12 protein-coding genes are annotated in these 16,801 nt (G+C 64.2%); 10 read left to right on the top strand and 2 right to left on the bottom strand.

The window, feature by feature from the left end; all coding sequences use genetic code 11:
* Positions 1 to 11: 11 nt before the first annotated feature.
* Positions 12 to 2,183 carry a TonB-dependent siderophore receptor gene (locus MSG32_RS04470; protein ID WP_248378040.1) on the bottom strand — a complete coding sequence of 724 codons (2,172 nt, stop codon included), beginning with the start codon at positions 2,181 to 2,183 and terminating at the stop codon, positions 12 to 14.
* Between the two features lie 358 nt (positions 2,184 to 2,541).
* Between MSG32_RS04470 and MSG32_RS04465 the strand changes: the two genes are divergently transcribed.
* From MSG32_RS04465 to MSG32_RS04425, 9 genes are all read left to right on the top strand, one after another.
* Entirely contained in the window at positions 2,542 to 3,447 is a 906-nt protein-coding gene (locus MSG32_RS04465; RefSeq protein WP_248378038.1) for an AraC family transcriptional regulator, read from the top strand.
* Positions 3,448 to 3,657: 210 nt separating this feature from the next.
* Complete coding sequence (locus tag MSG32_RS04460; protein ID WP_248378427.1) at positions 3,658 to 4,965, top strand: aminotransferase class I/II-fold pyridoxal phosphate-dependent enzyme; 1,308 nt, start codon at positions 3,658 to 3,660, stop codon at positions 4,963 to 4,965.
* A gap of 354 nt (positions 4,966 to 5,319) precedes the next feature.
* A complete protein-coding gene (locus MSG32_RS04455; protein ID WP_054556958.1) occupies positions 5,320 to 6,297 on the top strand; it encodes a DctP family TRAP transporter solute-binding subunit in 978 nt (325 codons plus the stop codon).
* 2 nt (positions 6,298 to 6,299) lie between these two features.
* A complete protein-coding gene (locus MSG32_RS04450) occupies positions 6,300 to 6,881 on the top strand; it encodes a TRAP transporter small permease (RefSeq protein ID WP_248378036.1) in 582 nt (193 codons plus the stop codon).
* The gene (locus MSG32_RS04445) at positions 6,878 to 8,167 is read left to right on the top strand and encodes a TRAP transporter large permease (protein WP_248378034.1); all 1,290 of its coding nucleotides are present in this window, start codon (positions 6,878 to 6,880) and stop codon (positions 8,165 to 8,167) included. Before MSG32_RS04450 ends, MSG32_RS04445 begins: the two co-directional genes overlap by 4 nt.
* A 3-nt stretch (positions 8,168 to 8,170) precedes the next feature.
* Entirely contained in the window at positions 8,171 to 8,950 is a 780-nt protein-coding gene (locus tag MSG32_RS04440; protein WP_248378032.1) for an aldolase/citrate lyase family protein, read from the top strand.
* Positions 8,951 to 9,089: 139 nt separating this feature from the next.
* Positions 9,090 to 10,817, top strand: coding sequence for a thiamine pyrophosphate-binding protein (locus MSG32_RS04435; RefSeq protein ID WP_248378028.1), 1,728 nt, complete (start codon positions 9,090 to 9,092; stop codon positions 10,815 to 10,817).
* A 138-nt stretch (positions 10,818 to 10,955) separates the two neighbouring features.
* Positions 10,956 to 12,326: a Zn-dependent hydrolase gene (locus tag MSG32_RS04430; protein ID WP_107334686.1), complete on the top strand. Its 1,371-nt coding sequence runs from the start codon at positions 10,956 to 10,958 to the stop codon at positions 12,324 to 12,326.
* Entirely contained in the window at positions 12,323 to 13,843 is a 1,521-nt protein-coding gene (locus tag MSG32_RS04425) for an aldehyde dehydrogenase (protein ID WP_248378027.1), read from the top strand. The genes MSG32_RS04430 and MSG32_RS04425 overlap by 4 nt, the downstream gene beginning before the upstream one ends.
* A gap of 133 nt (positions 13,844 to 13,976) precedes the next feature.
* Here the strand turns inward: MSG32_RS04425 and MSG32_RS04420 are convergent, their stop codons facing one another.
* Positions 13,977 to 15,110, bottom strand: a complete 1,134-nt coding sequence (locus tag MSG32_RS04420; protein ID WP_248378026.1) for a LysR family transcriptional regulator — start codon at positions 15,108 to 15,110, stop codon at positions 13,977 to 13,979.
* Positions 15,111 to 15,297: 187 nt separating this feature from the next.
* Between MSG32_RS04420 and MSG32_RS04415 the strand changes: the two genes are divergently transcribed.
* Positions 15,298 to 16,725 carry a sodium:solute symporter family protein gene (locus MSG32_RS04415; RefSeq protein ID WP_248378025.1) on the top strand — a complete coding sequence of 476 codons (1,428 nt, stop codon included), beginning with the start codon at positions 15,298 to 15,300 and terminating at the stop codon, positions 16,723 to 16,725.
* Positions 16,726 to 16,801: the final 76 nt, after the last annotated feature.

Here is a 16,801-nt window from a genome sequence, read left to right as displayed (position 1 = left end):
GAGAGCCACCATCAGAACTCATACTTTATGGTGGCGACGGCGCTGGCCGGGCGCCCGACGAAGTTGAAGACACTGGCTGAACCGGCGCGCACGTAATATTCGCGGTCGAACAGGTTGTAGACGTTCAGCTGGCCGCTGAGTCGTGGCGTGAACTGGTAACCGAGCATGGCATCGAATACCGCATAGCCCGGTGCATGGATGGTGCCCTGGGTGTTGTCGAAGTCACTCAGCGCCGTCATGCCGGCACCGACGGATACGCCGTCCAGCAGGTTGCCTTCGAAGCGATACTGGGTCCACAGATTGACCATGTTGTTGGGCATCAGCATCAGTAAGGTATCGGAGCTGCCGGCCTCCAGCACTTCGGAGTCCATGTAGGTGTAGCCGAAGATGACATCCCACTGCGGCGTGATGTTGCCGGCCAGCTCAAGCTCCGCACCGGTGATGCGCATCTTGCCGGAATCCACCGAGTAATCGACGCTGCTGTCGGTGGAGGATGCCGCGCGGTGGCTGTCGGTCAGCTGGAAGCCACTGATGCGCGCATTGAGGGCGCCATCCAGATAGCTGCCCTTGATGCCGATCTCGTATTGCTCGCCTTCCCGCGGGTCGATCAGGTCACCGTCCTCGCCTTCACTGGTCTGAGGCTCGAAGACCTTGGAGTAGCTGGCATAGACGGAGTGATCGGCGTCCAGGTCATACACGAGTCCGCCGTAGGGCGTGACAGCCGTGTCCTGCATGTCGCTGCTGCCGCCATTGATCCTGTCTTCGGAATCCGCCGAGAAATGGCTGACCCGCGCGCCCAGTATCACGGCCAGCGGCGCCACGGGACGCAGCGTCACCTTGCCGTACAGGCCCTGTTCTTCGAGGGTGGTCTTGGTGCGCGACAGGCTGTAGCCACTGACGCCGTCACGCGCGTTGCCGAGAATGTCGACATAGGCCAGGTTGTTCAGCTCGCTGATGCTGGCGCTGGAGCCGGTCAGATTGCTGGTGCGCGCCGCGGTGGTGTCCGCCTCTGAGGTCTTGTAGTCGACCCCGACCACGAATTCGTTCTGGTTGCCGAAGGCATCGAAGCCCTGGGTGTAGCTGGCATCCACGCTCACCGAGGTCTCATCGGTGAAACCGGCATAGCCCGCGACACTGCTCATATCGCCGCTGTCACTGAGCGCGGAGCCACTGTAGGCGTATTCGTAATCGGCATTGCGATCACTGTAGCGCGCCGCCAGCCGTCCATAGCCGCGCGAACTGAAGTGGTGCGTCAGCTCGGCGATGACATCGGTGGAGTCGCTCTCGAAGCTGTTCCAGTCCGCGCCATAGAAAGCCGAACTACGTCCGTAGGTGAAGTCGCCATCGCTGCCCACCGGCTGACCCTGATTGACGGTGATGTCCTTGGTGTTGTGGATCACGCCCAGTGACAGCTCGGTGTTCTCATCCAGATCGATATCCAGCGCGCCATAGAAATCATTCAGCGTGTTGTCGTTGTCATCGACCCACTGCGCCTGCTCCGTGGAGCGGGTCACCAGGCGCCCGCGGATACGGCCCTGCTCATCGATGGGCCCGGAGATATCGACGCTGACGCTTCTGTCATCCAGTGTACCGACACTACCGCTGATGGAGCCCTGGAAGGTATCGGTCGGCCGCTTGCGCACCAGATTGATGACGCCGCCCAGCTCACTGGTGCTGTTGAAGAGGCCGGACGGCCCGCGCATGACCTCGACCCGATCGATGGCGGTCAGCGAAGGCACCGAGCCCGTCAGGCTCGACATCGGCGCAGACAGGCCATCGATGCTGTAGGCATCGTACTCATAGCCACGCGCGAAGATGGACGAGCGGCCACTGTCGTTGTTCAGCACCCGCACGCCCGGCGTACGCGCCGCCAGCTGATCCAGGGTGATGAAGTTCTGGTCCTCGATGGCGTCATGGGTCACGACGCTGACCGACTGCGGGATGTCGCGCAGCGAGGCCGGCACCTTGGAGCCCACCGTGGCGGCATCCACGCTGTAGCCACCACTCTCCTCACTGGAGGCCATGTCATACAGGCGCAGGCCAGTGACCCGCTGCGTATCCAGCACCAGCGTCGAGTCGTCCGCCTGCGCCGGCAGACTGATCAGCACCACGCCCGCCCCGAGCATCAAACGACGCGCCCCTGCCCCACACAGTCCGCGTCCTTGAGTGTGCTTCTTCTTCATCGTGTCCCCTTGCCTAGTGCTCATTGTCTTGTGCTCACTGCCTGTCGCCACTAATGATAATTATTTGCATTTGATGCATTGACGGGGCATTTTGGCACTCCACGACGACAAAAACCTTTGCGGAACCCTCCGTGATGTTTGCAGGTGCGACAAGATGAGCCTTACCTCCCTTTCCGGCCGCGCTAGCGGTGCCGCGACGACCGCTGATGCGCTTTCCGCTTCGCCCTCTATTTCTTCCTCTATGCCCTCCTCTTCTTTCTCCTCTGCTTTCTCCTCCACTGCGTGCTCCAGAGCCTCCTCCTCGCCCTCAAGCGAGAGCGCAAGGCACAGGATCATCGAGCTGGAACAGGTCCACCGCATGGCGCGCGCCCTGACCAGCGACCACCAATGCGAGCCTGCCGAGGGCCAGTCGGGCGATGGCGCGCTGATCGGCAACATGCATCTGCATGAGGCTCAGCCCGGCCTGTTCATGCGCCTCAACCGCGTGCGCAAACGTGCCGACCTGATGATTCGCTCCCGTATCGAGCCATCACTCAAGATCGCCGTGGTGTGGCGCGGGGAGCCGAAGGTCAGTTTCGGCCCGGACAGCCATGCACTGGCACCGGGGCGCGCGCTATGCATCGCCCTCGATGAGGTGACGGAATTCGCGCTCAAGAGCGTGAAAGGCGCGCAGGAACACAGCGCCATCCTGTCGCTGACGCCGGCATGGCTGAAACTGCATCTGGGGGTGTCACGCGCCAGCCAGCTGATGCCCGAGGCGCGGCATCTGGCCCATTACGCCTGGCAGCCGTCTGCGCGTCTGATCGAGCGACTGGAGGAATTCAGCCGCCAACGGCCGGGGACGCTGGCGCTGCGTCTCGGCATCGAGTCATTGGCATTGGAAGTGATCAGCGAATGTCTGGCGGCCTCCGCCTCTCTTACTCATCCGACTCCCGAAGGGCTTGGCAAGCACTGGGCGGCAAGGTTGGAAGACTGGATACACAGCGGGGAAGCCGCCTATCTGAGCCAGGCGGAGATGGCATCACGGCTGGGCATGAGCGTGCGCCAGTTGCAGCGCCGCTATCGCGACGCCTACGGCCAGACCCTGGCGCAGGACCTGCGACGTCGGCAACTGACCCGAGTGGCGCACCTGCTGCAGGACCGCAAGCTGACGATAGAAGCCGCAGCCGAATTGGCGGGCTATCGCAGCGCGGCCAACTTCGCCACCGCCTTTCGTCGCCAGTTCGGCGTGCCGCCCAGTCAGCGGCCGGTGGTGCCGGCGTGAGCGACGCTTGGACTTGGCGATGACCCGTTGCTAATGTTGAGCGTCGTTGCGGCATGCGCCCTGCTGGCGGTGGAGGCAGACCGCAGCCGCATACGGACGAACGACCACAGCACGCAAAAACAGCACGAACTGAACATCACGAAAAACAGCACGACACAACAAGATCTCGCCACGCTCTCGCACAAGGACACTGTCATGTCGGTTGACAACATGAAGCTGGAATCCCTCGCCCTGCATCACGGCTATACCTCGGAAGCCACCACCAAGGCAGCGGCGGTACCGATCTACCAGACCACCTCCTACACCTTCGATGATACCCAGCACGGCGCGGACCTCTTCGATCTCAAGGTGCCGGGCAACATCTACACCCGCATCATGAATCCGACCAATGACGTGCTGGAGCAGCGCATGGCCGCCGTCGAGGGCGGTATCGCGGCGCTGGCGGTGGCTTCCGGCATGGCGGCGATCACCTATGCCATCCAGGCGCTGGTGCAGGTCGGCGACAACATCGTCAGCACCAGCCAGCTGTATGGCGGCACCTACAACCTGTTCGCCCATAGCCTGCCGCGTCAGGGGGTCGAGGTGCGCATGGCGGCCTTCGATGACTTCGCCGGCCTCGAGGCGCTGATCGATGACAGGACCCGCGCCGTCTTCTGCGAGTCCATCGGCAATCCTGCCGGCAACATCGTCGATCTCGCGCGTCTGGCCGAGATCGCCCACCAGCATGGCGTGCCGCTGATCGTCGACAATACCGTCGCCACGCCAGTGCTGTGCCGCGCCTTCGATCACGGCGCCGATATCGTGATCCACTCGCTGACCAAGTACATCGGCGGCCACGGCACCACCGTGGGTGGCATCATCATCGATTCCGGCAAGTTCGACTGGGTCGCCAACAAGGAGCGCTTCCCGATTCTCAACGAGCCGGACCCCTCCTACCACGGCGTCGTCTACACCGAAGCCTTCGGCCCGGCTGCCTACATCGGGCGTTGCCGTGTGGTGCCGCTGCGCAATACCGGCGCGGCGCTGTCACCGCAGAGCGCCTTCCTGCTGCTGCAGGGGCTGGAGACTCTCGCGCTGCGCATGGAGCGCCACTGCAGCAATGCGCTCACGCTGGCCGAGTACCTTCAGCAGCATCCGAGCGTCAGCTGGGTCAACTACGGCGCGCTGCCGGACAGCCCCTATCACGCCACCTGCCAGAAGATCACCGGCGGCAAGGCCTCCGGCATCGTAAGCTTCGGCATCAAGACGGACGCGACAGGTGACGACAAGGCCGAAGCCGGGCGCATCGCCGGCGGCAAGTTCATCGATGCGCTGCAGATGATCCTGCGCCTGGTCAATATCGGCGATGCCAAGTCGCTGGCCTGCCACCCGGCCTCCACCACTCACCGCCAGCTCAACGAGGAAGAACTGGCCAAGGCCGGCGTCTCGGCGGATCTGGTGCGCATCTCGGTGGGGATCGAGCATATCGACGACATCATCGCCGATGTCAGCCAGGCACTGGACAAGGCGGTGGCCTGACCCGAGCGCGGCTCCCAAACGACAGTCAGGCGTAATTCAGGCGCCAACCAGGCTGTCTCAGTGATATCTCAGCGCCCGCGAAGACACGTCTCTTCGCGGGCGCCTTGTGTTGCGTGTCCCGATGACTGTTGCTTCGCCCAGGCCTGCCAGAACCGCAATGGGCAGCAAAACAAGATAACGGTATATAAAAGACTAGACTCTTAGGTCGGCGGGAGATCGAGACCCAGCATAAATCTGGTTAATACCAAGAATAAAAAATCGAAACTACCGAAATACACGAACAGAACACACTCTTGGATCAAGGCGCACACAGAGGCGCCTGTCACAACGATAACAACTCCAAGAGGTGTCCCGATGAAGCGTACCCTGCTGACCGCTGCAATTGCCGCTACCGCTATCCTGCCGCTGAGCGCCGCTCAGGCTCAGGATATCAAGCTCGGCCACGTGCTGGCGCCTACCCATAGCTGGAACATCGCTGCGGAAGGTTTTGCCAAGGATGTCGCCGAGGCCACTGATGGCCGCGTCAATTTCCAGGTCTTCCCCAGCGGACAGCTCGGCAACGAGAAGACGGTCGTGGAAGGCATGCAGATCGGCAGCGTGCCGGCTGGCGTGATCGGCTGTGGCTCCTTCCAGCCGCTGGATGCCCGCTTCGGCATCGTCGAACTGCCCTACTCCTGGCCGGACCGCGAACACGCCTACGCCGCCTATGACGGCAAGCTGGGCGATGCGCTCGAGGATGTCGCCGACGAGCACAACATGAAGATCCTGTCGTGGTGGGAAAACGGCTTCCGTCACGTCACCAACAACCGTGGCCCCATCACCACGCCGGAAGACCTCGCGGGCCTCAAGATTCGCGTCACGCCGGACAAGATGCGTCTGGACACCTTCACCGCACTGGGCTCAAGCCCGGCGCCACTGTCCTTCGGTGAGCTCTACTCCGCGCTGCAGCAGGGCGTGTTCGATGCCCAGGAAAATCCGCTGGCCATCATCTATTCCTCTTCCTTCAGCGAAGTGCAGGACTACGTCTCCCTCACCGGTCACGTCTGGGCACCGGCGTGTCTGACCATCTCCAACTTCACCTGGAATCAGCTCTCCGAGCAGGATCAGGCCGCGGTGCAGAAGAGCGCCGACGAATGGCGTGACAAGCAGCGCGCGATGACCCAGAAGGATGACGCCGAGCTGGTCGCCAAGCTGGAAGAGGCAGGCATGCAGGTCAACGAGGTCGACACCGCGCCCTTCAATGCCAAGGTGCAGGGTGTGTGGGCCGAGTACACCGACGTCTTCGGGCCTGAGCTGATGGGCCTGGTCGAGCAATACCGCAAGGGCGAGTAACGATGTCTTCCGCCTCTCCCTCCGTCAAGCCGCTGGCCGTGTTGTGTGCCGTGCGTACCTTGATGATCACCCTCTCACGTTGGAGCTGCCGGGGCTGTCTGGCCCTGGCTGCCAGCGGAGTCGCCGCGCTGTCGGCACTGGTGATCTGGACCGTCTTCATGCGCTGGGTCATGGGCCAGCCGCCGCACTGGGCAGAAGAGTTGCCGCAACTGGTGCTGGTATGGACCACCCTGCTGGCCGCGGTGTCCTGCACCCGCAACCGCACTCACCTGAGTGCGGGCCTGCTGCCGCTGCTGGTGCGCTCGGTGCGTATCCAGCGCATCACCGGACGCATCACTGACGCGATGATCCTGATCATGCTGCTGTTGCTGGCCAAGGCAGGCATGGATCTGACCGCCATCACCATGCGTCAGACCACCACCGCGCTGCAGATTCCGGCCGGTATCGTCTATCTGTCCGTGCCGCTGTGCTGCACCGCGATGGCACTGGTACAGCTGGAGCACCTGCTGACGCCGACCGCAACCTCGCGTGACACCCTGGCCGATGACGCCACGTCATCCCCACGCCAAGGAGATGCCTCATGACTCTCGGCGCCCTGGCTCTGCTCGGCGTATTCGCGCTCGGCATCCTCATCGACATCCCCATCGCCTTCGCGCTGTTGATGTCGGCCCTCTTCTACCTGCTGGCCTTCGGTGCCGCGCCCATGATGGTCTCGGCGCAGCAATTCGTGGCCGGGATGGAAAGCTTCACCCTGCTGGCGATCCCGCTGTTCGTGCTCGCCGCCCAGTTGATGAACCGCGCCGGTCTGACCGAACGCCTGGTACGCCTGTGCATGGCGATGGTCGGTGACATCCGCGGCGGTCTGGCGGTGGTCGCGGTGCTGGCCTGCATGATGTTCGGCGCGCTGTCCGGCTCCGGCGTGGCGGACGTGATTGCCATCGGCAGCATGCTGCTGCCCACCATGGCCCGCAACGGCTATGACAAGGGCTTCAGCAGTGCGCTGGTCGGTACCGCCAGCTCCATCGGCACCGTGATTCCGCCCAGCATCGTGATGATCGTCTACGGCACCACCTCCAATACCTCGGTGGGCCAGCTGTTCATGGGCGGCATCATCCCCGGCCTGATGCTGACCGTCGCGCTGGTCGGCGTCGCCCTCTACATGTCACGCAAGCATGGCTGGTCGGGCGGTGTCGCGGCCCGTGTGCCCGGCGAGCGTCGCCGCGCCCTGCTCAGCGCCATGCCGGCCCTGATGGTGCCGGTGATGATCATCGGCGGTATCCGCTTCGGGGTCTTCACGCCCACCGAGGCCGCCGCCTCCGCGATTCTCTACGCCATCATCATCGGCACCTGTGTCTATCGCAGCCTGACCTGGCGCGGCTTCCTGGACAGCGTCCGCGCAACCGCCGAGACCACCGGCGCCATCCTGCTGATCATCGGTGCGGCCGGCATGTTCGCCTGGGGCCTGACCTACGAGCAGGTGCCGCAGGCCATCGCCCAGATGATCGGCGAATTCACCGACAGCCGCATCAGCGTCCTGCTGCTGTTGACCGCCGTGCTGCTGGTGCTGGGGTCCTTCATGGAAAGCGTGGCGATCATCATCATCGTGACGCCCATCGTGATGCCGCTGCTGGCGCAATACGGCATCAGCCCGGTGCACTTCGGGGTACTGCTGACCGTCAATCTGGCCATCGGCGCCAATACGCCGCCGCTGGGGATCGACCTGATGGCCGCCTGTCGCATCGCCGGGATCAACGTCAGCGACTCGCTGCGCCCGCTGGGCCTGATGCTGGGCGCGATGCTGACCGTGCTGATGCTGATCACCTTCATTCCGGAACTCGTGCTGTTCCTGCCCAACCTGATGGAGGGCTGAGTGATGACCACCGCCATGGACCACAACCTTCCCCAGCGCTGGCTGTTCGTGCCAGGTGACGACGCCGCCCGTCTGCAGGCCGCCCTCACCAGCGGCGCCGATGCCATCGTGGTCGATCTCGAAGAGTTCACCCCGGCCGCCGGACGCAAGCTCGCCATCAGCCGCTTCGCCGACTTCGCCAGACGCGCCCGTGCCCTGAAGGTGTGGCCGGCCGTGCGCCTCAACCTGCTGGAGCACGGCGGTCGCGACGAACTGGCAGAGCTGATCAGCACCACCCTGGGCGATCCCACTGGCACGCCCGCCGCCATCTTCCTGCCCGCCGTCGAGCAACGCGCCCAGCTGGCCGCGCTGGATGACGCCCTCGCCGAGCAGGAAGCCCTGCATGGCCTGCCACGGGGCAGTCTGAAGAGCGTCGCGACGCTGGAAAGCCAGGCCGGACTGCTGGCCGCCGACGAACTGCTCGCCGCGGGCGATGACACGCCACGCCTGCTGGGAGCGCTGATCGGTACCGGGGACCTGGCCACGGATCTGGGCCTGATGCCCGACCAGCCCGCCGCCACCATCACCGAGACGCTCAAGCCGTGGCGTCAGCGGTTGGCGCGGGCCTGCAAGACCCATCGCCGGCTGGCCATCGATGGCCCGTGGCGCTGGAAGCACGGGCTGGGCACCGACCAGCACTGGGCCAATCAGCAGGGGCTGCAGGCGCGTTGCGTCATCTACCCCGAACAGCTCGAGGCGCTTTATGACCTCATGCCCGTCGACAGCACCGCGCCTCAGTTCTGAAAGGTTGCCCTGCCGAGCGCCGCACCGAATTCATTACCGCGTCAAAAACTACCGACGTCTCAACACCGATTTCTCAACATCCGAATTCTCAACACCGATTTCTCAACACTGATTTCTCAACAACAACGAGAGCACTCCCATGACTCAGGCCGCGAACACTTCCTCCGCTTCCACTCTGCCGCTGCGCAATGGCGGGCAGATCCTCGTCGACCAGATCCGTCTGCACGGCACCAAGCGTGTCTTCCTGGTGCCGGGCGAAAGCTATCTGCCGTGCATCGATGCACTCAATGAGCACAAGGGCGCCATCGAGCCCATCGTCTGCCGCCAGGAAAGTGGCGCAGGCTACATGGCCGAAGCCTACGGCAAGCTGACCAACGAGCCGGGCGTGTGCTTCGTCACCCGTGGCCCGGGCGCCACCAACGCCTCCATCGCCGTGCACACCGCCTATCAGGATTCCACGCCGATGATCCTGTTCATCGGTCAGGTCGGTGGCGATTTCATCGAGCGCGAAGCCTTCCAGGAAATCGATTACCGCCGCATGTTCGGCGAGATGACCAAGTGGGTCGCGCAGATCGACGACACCTCGCGCATTCCGGAATACATCGCGCGTGCCTATCAGGTGGCACGCAGCGGCCGTCCGGGGCCGGTGGTGCTGGCACTGCCCGAAGACACCCTGTGGGGCGAAGCCCAGGTCGCGGACGTCAAGCCGCACCCGCGTCTGGCCACCTACCCGGGTCAGCCGCAGCTGGATGAGCTCAAGAGCCTGCTCGCGACTGCCGAGCGCCCCTTCCTGCTGGTCGGCGGCAGCGGCTGGACCCGCGATGCCCAGGTCGCGCTGGAAGGCTTCGCCGAGCGCTTCGATATCCCCACCGGTGTCGCCTGGCGCCGTCTGGAGTGCGTCGATGCCGAACTGCCGCAATTCGCCGGTCACGTCGGCATGGGCATGCATGACGCGCTGCGTCAGCAGCTGGTCGAGAGTGATCTGGTGATCGCCGTCGGCACCCGCATCGGCGAAGCCACCAGCGAAGGCTACAGCTGGATCCAGTCGCCGGTGCCGACCCAGAAGCTGGTGCACATCTACGCAGACCCGGAAGAGCTGGGCCGTGTCTATCAGCCGACGCTGGCCATCAATACCGACGTCAACGGCTTCGCGCTGGCGCTTTCCACCCTGTCACCGGATAGCGCGCCGCGCTGGTCCGGCATTACCCGCGAGGCGCGCGCCGCCTATCTGGCCACGCTGGAAGAGCAGCCGTCGCCGGGCCCGCTGAGCCTGGACAAGGTCAGCCTGACCGTCGACCGCATTCTCGATGGCAAGGGCTGCATCAGTGTCGGCGCCGGCAACTACGCGCTCTACGCACACCGCTACGTGCGCTTCCGTGGCCTGGGCAGCTCGCTGGCCCCGACCGTCGGTTCCATGGGTTACGGCCTGCCCGCCGCCATCTCCAGCAAGCTGGAATATCCGGAACGCCCCGCCGTCTGCTACGCCGGTGATGGCTGCTTCCAGATGAACCTGCAGGAGCTGGGCGTGGCACTGCAGTACCGCCTCGGCGTCGTGGTACTGGTGTTCAACAACGGCATGTGGGGCACCATCCGCGCCCACCAGGAAAACGACTTCCCGGGCCGCGAGATCGCGCTGACCTTCACCAACCCGGACTTCGCCGCGCTGGTCACCGCCTACGGCGGCCTGGGTCAGGTGGTGGAGAAGGACGAGGACTTCGAGGAAAGCTTCAAGCGCGCCCTGGAATTCGCCGACCGCGAGCGTCTGCCGGCCCTGATCGAGCTGCGCTATGACCCGGACGGCATCGCCCCGGGCAAGCTGCTCAGCGGCATCCGTGAAGATGCCCTCACGCGCAACGCGGCCGAGTAAGTCACAGGGAGGCTACCTTCCCGCCTTCGGATGACCTTCCCGTCGCCCGAGGCGGGAAGGTCGCCAGTCAGAACAGTTGAACCGTCAGAACAGTTGAACCATGCCGCCAGAGCGCGACGACAGGAGTCATACAACAACATGTCCACTACCACCACCCCTTCAGCTCCCTCTGCCAACACCGAACAGACCCAACAGATTCTGGATAGCCTCGCCCTGCGCGTCGACGGCAAGCGCCTGTGGGACGCGCTGATGACATTGGCCGAGATCGGCGCGACGCCCAAGGGCGGCAACTGCCGTCTGGCCCTGACCGAAGAAGACCGCGCCGGCCGCGAGCTGGTCACCGGCTGGCTCGAGGCCGCGGGCCTGACACTGCGCGTCGACGAGATCGGCAACATCTTCGCCCGTCGCCCGGGGCGCAATGACAGCCTGCCGCCGGTCGCCACCGGCAGCCACATCGACACCCAGCCCACCGGCGGCAAGTTCGACGGTTGCTACGGCGTACTGGCCGGCCTGGAAGTCATGCGCGTGCTGGATGAGCGCGGCATCGAGACCGAAGCCCCGCTGGAAGTGGTGATCTGGACCAACGAGGAAGGCAGCCGCTTCGTGCCGGTGATGATGGGGTCCGGCGTGCATGCGGGCTTGATCCCGCTCGAGAAGGCCCTGGCCGCCACCGATCGTGACGGCGACAGCGTTGCCGCGTCACTGGCGCGCACCGGCTATGCCGGCGACGTGCCGGTGGGCAGCCATGATTTCGGCGCCTATTTCGAGGCGCATATCGAGCAGGGCCCGGTGCTGGAGCAGGAAGAGATCACCATCGGTGCCGTCACCGGCTCGCTGGGTCTGCACTGGTTCGACGTGGTGGTCAGCGGTCAGGAAGCCCACGCCGGCCCGACGCCGATGCCCTACCGCCGCGATGCGCTCAAGACCGCCTGCGCGCTGGTCAGCGACATCCTGACGCTGGCCGATGCCTACCAGCCCAACGGTCGCGTCACCTGTGGCGAATTCAATGTGCATCCCAACTCGCGCAACGTGATTCCGGGCCAGGTGCGCTTCAGCGTCGACCTGCGTCACCTGGAACCGGCCGTGCTCGCCGAGATGCACGACCAGCTCAAGGCGCTGTGCCTCAAGCATCACGCCGCCAACCAGAGCGACAAGCAACGCGTGGACATCGAGCTGATCGAGGTCCAGCACATTCCGCCGACGCCCTTCGCGCCGGAACTGATCGAGATGGTGCGCAGCGCAAGTCAAGAGCTGGAACTCAGCTACCGCGACATGGAAACCGGCGCCGGTCACGACGCCGTGCAGATCGCCGGCATCAATCCGGTGGCGATGATCTTCGTGCCCTGCGAAGACGGCATCAGCCACAACGAGAGCGAGAACGCCGAACCGTCCGATCTCGAGGATGGCGCCAACGTCCTGCTGCTGGCGATGCTCAAGCGTGCCGGCATCGTCAGCACCAACACTGACGACGCCAATGCGACCCACAACACCGCGGAGAACGCCCAATGAGCACTGCCACATCCGCCCCGCTGACGCATGCCGACTGGCAGCAACGCGCCGCCGCGCTGACCTTCGAGACGCGTGCCTTCATTGATGGCGCCTATACCGAAAGCACCGGCTGCGACACCTTCCCGGCCTTCAATCCGGCAACCGGCGAAGTGCTGGCGCATATCACCGCCTGCACCGAGCAGGACATCGATCGCGCCGTGATGGCCGCGCGTCGCGCCTTCGAATCCGGTGTCTGGTCACGTCAGTCCCCCCAGGCCCGCAAGGCCGTGCTGCAGCGCTTTGCCCAGCTGATCAGCGACAATGCCGAAGAACTGGCGCTGCTGCAGACACTGGAAATGGGCAAGCCGATCGGCGACAGCCTGGGCTTTGATCTGACGGAAACCGCGCGCTCGGTGGCCTGGTACGCCGAGGCCATCGACAAGCATTACGACGAGATCGCGCCCACCGGCGAGAACGTGCACGCGACCATCACCCGTGAAGCTCTGGGCGTGGTCGCGGCGGTGGTGCCGTGGAACTTCCCGCTGATGATCGCCTCCTGGAAGTTCGCGCCGGCACTGGCACTGGGCAACAGCGTGGTGCTCAAGCCGGCCGAAGCCTCAAGCCTGAGTGCATTGCGCCTGGCGGCACTGGCCGATGAAGCCGGCATTCCGGCGGGCGTGTTCAACGTCACGCCGGGCCTGGGCGCGGTGGCGGGTCAGGCGCTCGGCCTGCACATGGAAGTCGATGCGCTGGCCTTCACCGGCTCCACCGCGACCGGCAAGCGCTTCATGCGCTACGCCAGCGACTCCAACCTCAAGCGTGTGTGGCTGGAGTGTGGCGGCAAGTCGCCGCATATCGTGTTCGCGGATTGCCCGGACCTGGACCAGGCCGCTCGCGCCGCCGCCGATGCCATTTTCATCAATCAGGGCGAAGTCTGCATCGCCGGTTCGCGCCTGTATGTCGATGAAGCCATCTTCGATGACTTCATGCCGCGTCTGATCGCCTGCGCCCGCGCCATGCCGGCCGGTGATCCGCTCGACCCGGCCACGCGCATGGGCGCACTGGTCAGCGCGGACCACCACGAGAAGGTGCTCGGCTTCGTCGAGACGGCGCTCTCGGAAGGCATGACGCTGCACCAGGGCGGTCAGGCGATCGCGCCCAGCGACGCCACCGCCGGCGGCTGGTATCTGGAGCCGACCATCGTGGAAGGCGGCCAGAACAGCACCGTGATGCGCGAGGAAATCTTCGGCCCGGTGCTCGGCGTGACCCGCTTCAGCGGCGAGGAAGAGGCCATCGAACTGGCCAATGATTCCATCTACGGTCTGGGCGCTGGTCTGTGGACCCGCGACCTGGCGCGTGCCCATCGTGTCTCGCGGCGTCTCAAGGCGGGGCTGGTGTGGGTCAACTGCTACGCCGATGGCGACATCAGCGTGCCCTTCGGTGGCGTCAAGCAGTCCGGTTTCGGGCGTGACAAGTCACTGCACGCGCTGGACAAGTACTCCGACCTGAAGACCACCTGGATCAATCTCGCCTACTGAGGCCAGTAACGACCCACCCACCATCGGCACCGCTGTCATCCGATGTTGCAGGATGGCAGCGGTGCCGATGGTGCTAGTCGAGAAATGACGTTGGGAAGCGCTTGAGAAATGGGGCTTGAAACTGAGGCTCGGTCTAGACGGTCTCGCCCGTGCCCTCGCCCTCATTCTCGTCGGACTCCGGCTGGGCCGCAGACGGCTGGGCCGCACCCGGCTGGGCTGCATTCAGCCGTTCAGCATCAGGATCAGCATGCACGGCGGCAAGCGGGTCGCGACTGGCCGGCACACCGTCGGCTGCGGCAGAGGCCGCGGCGGGCTGCATTTCCAGTCCGCGATGCAGACGCTCTTCCAGCGGCACCTTGGCCAGCGCGTTGTGCATGAAGTTGACGAAGGTGGATTCGGCGGCACTGAAACGCGCCTCGCGGTGCCACATCAGGTGCAGGTCGATATCGGCCACGCCACCATAGGGCGGCAGGGGCCACAACTCTCCTTCCGCGACTTCACGGCGCACGATGTGCTCGGGCATGCAGCCGATGCCCCAACCGGCCAGCACCATGCGGCGGATTTCCTGCAGGCTGCTGGACTGACCGATCACCGGACCCTGCACGCCTTCGCGAGCACGGAACATCGCCAGCGGTGACAGCACGCCATCGAGCTGCTCACTGCCAAAGGAGACATAGCGTTCATTGCGCAGCGCATCCATCGGCAGGTTCTGCTGGCCGAACAACGGATGCATGCGACCACAGAAGTAGCGGTAATTCTGGCGCGCCAGCACCTGGGACATCAGCTGTTCAGGCGTCTGCTGGGCCAGACAGATACCCAAGGCCCCCTGGCGCTGCAGCAGGCCCTGCTGCACCTCGTGACTGGACATTTCCTGGATCGAGAAGGTGACCTGGGGGAAACAGCGGTGAAAGCGTGCGAACACGCTATCAAGGAAACGGCATTCAATGCCGGTGATGAACAGGAGCGAGACATGTCCGGAAATCTCCGTATGACTATTGCCCACCTCAGAGGCGAGACGCGCCACATTGGCGTAGATCTCCACCGCCTCGCGATAGACCACCTGCCCCGCCCCGGTCACGCGAAAGCTATGACTGTCCCGTTCGATCAGACGCTGCCCCAGGCGCTCTTCCAGGCGCTTGAGTGACAGACTCACCGCTGGCTGCGACAGGTAGAGACGCGCCGCGGCCCGACTGACGCTTTCCTCCTGGACGATGACGATGAATGTTCTCAGCAGGTTCCAGTCCAGCGTGTCATGTATGGGTCGCATGGCGATTGTTCCTGTCCCGAAAGTGGCGCGACCGGCAAGAGCGCAATGAAATGCACTCCCGGTGGCACGCCAGATGGTAATAAAGTCAGCACCGCGTCACCAACGTCTGCCTTCGAGTGATATATTCCCCCTCGCTCAAGACACTAATGACGATCAATACAATATCAATAAAGCGGAAAACACGACGATGTTCGATACCCGAGAAACCTTCATTCTCTCGATCATGATCATAGCATGTGGCGTATTTCTGATGGGGCTTTCGCTCTATTTCTTCCGCCGCATCAAGACCTATGATGATTACAATGTAGCAGGCCGTTCCACCTCGACCTTCCCGCTGATCTGTACGCTGATCGGTACCGCCGTCGGCGGTTCTACCCTGCTGGGCTTCGTCTCCAAGGGCTACACCTTCGGCATGGGCCAGCTGTGGCTGCCGGTGGGCATGACCTTCGCGGGCGTGGCGCTGTACTTCTTCATCGGCAAGATCCACGCCGAAGGCGAGCGCCTCAACATGGTGACCCTGGCCGACTTCCTGGTCAGTCGCTTTGGCGAAGGCGTCAGGGTGCCGACGCTGCTCAGCATCCTGTGTGCCTACGCGGCCATCACCGGCATGCAGTTCGTGGCCGTGGCCACGGTGCTCAAGCTGGTGTTCGGCCTGGCACTGCCGGTGGGCATCCTGCTGACCTGGGCACTGCTGACCGCCAAGACATGGCTGGGCGGCCTGATGGCGGTCATCTGGTCAGACGCCATTCTGGGCACCCTGCAGACCCTGGGCATCTTCTTCCTGCTGGTCACCGTCTACTACGCCAGCGGCAGCTGGGAGTTCATCAGCGCGGCCCCCATGCCCGAAGGCAACCCTGACTTCCTGAGCCTGACCGGCATTTCCGGCCATGAACTGGCGGTCTACATGCTGACCATCGGCGCCTATCAGTTCGTGCGTCAGGACCTGTGGCAGCGCTTCTGGGCCGCGCGCAGCCTCAAGGCGGCACGCACCGGCTACGCCGTTGCCATCGTCTTCACGCTGCTGGTCGGCGGTGCCGTGGTCCTGATCGGCGCCTTCGCCAAGCTGGGGCTGGATATCGCGGTCGCCAATCCGGACCTGTCCTTCTACGCCATCATCAAGGCCACTCTGCCGTTGCCGCTGATGGTCAGCATGGTCGTCGTGCTGCTGGCGACCATCATCTCGTGCGCGGATTCGTTCTTCATCGCCGGTGCGTCCTCCATCGCCAACGACATCATCAAGCCGCGCATGAAGGGCCGCAATGATGCCTTCATGCTGCGCATGAGCCGCCACTCGGTGGTCGCCATGTCCTTGATTTCGCTGGGCCTGGCGCTCTACGCACCGCGTCTGCTCGATATCTGGATTCTCGGCAGCGCGATGCTGGTCTGCGGTGTGCTGGTGCCGACGGTGGTCGCGCTGTGCCGTCGCACGCCTGACCCGCGTGGCGGGGTGATCATGATGTGGGGCGGGCTGGCCACCGCCGTGCTGTGGCAGGTGCTGGGCCATCCCTTCGGCCTGCACCCGGTGATGATCGGCCTGCCGGTCTCGCTGGCGCTGATGCCGCTGGCGCTGCGCAAGCCGAGCCTGGGTCTCTCGAGCGAGTCCGCGGCGCGCTGACTGGCCGAGTTGACTGACTGAGAGAACAGTTGCGCTCAGTGCTTATCAAGTAGTGATGCACCCCCCCGAAAGCCCC

The sequence above is a fragment of the Cobetia sp. 1CM21F genome (genome assembly GCF_023161745.1).
GTDB classification, from domain to species: Bacteria; Pseudomonadota; Gammaproteobacteria; order Pseudomonadales; family Halomonadaceae; genus Cobetia; species Cobetia amphilecti.
Note: the sequence above shows the minus strand (reverse complement) of the source record. Positions and strands in the feature narration are given on the sequence as shown.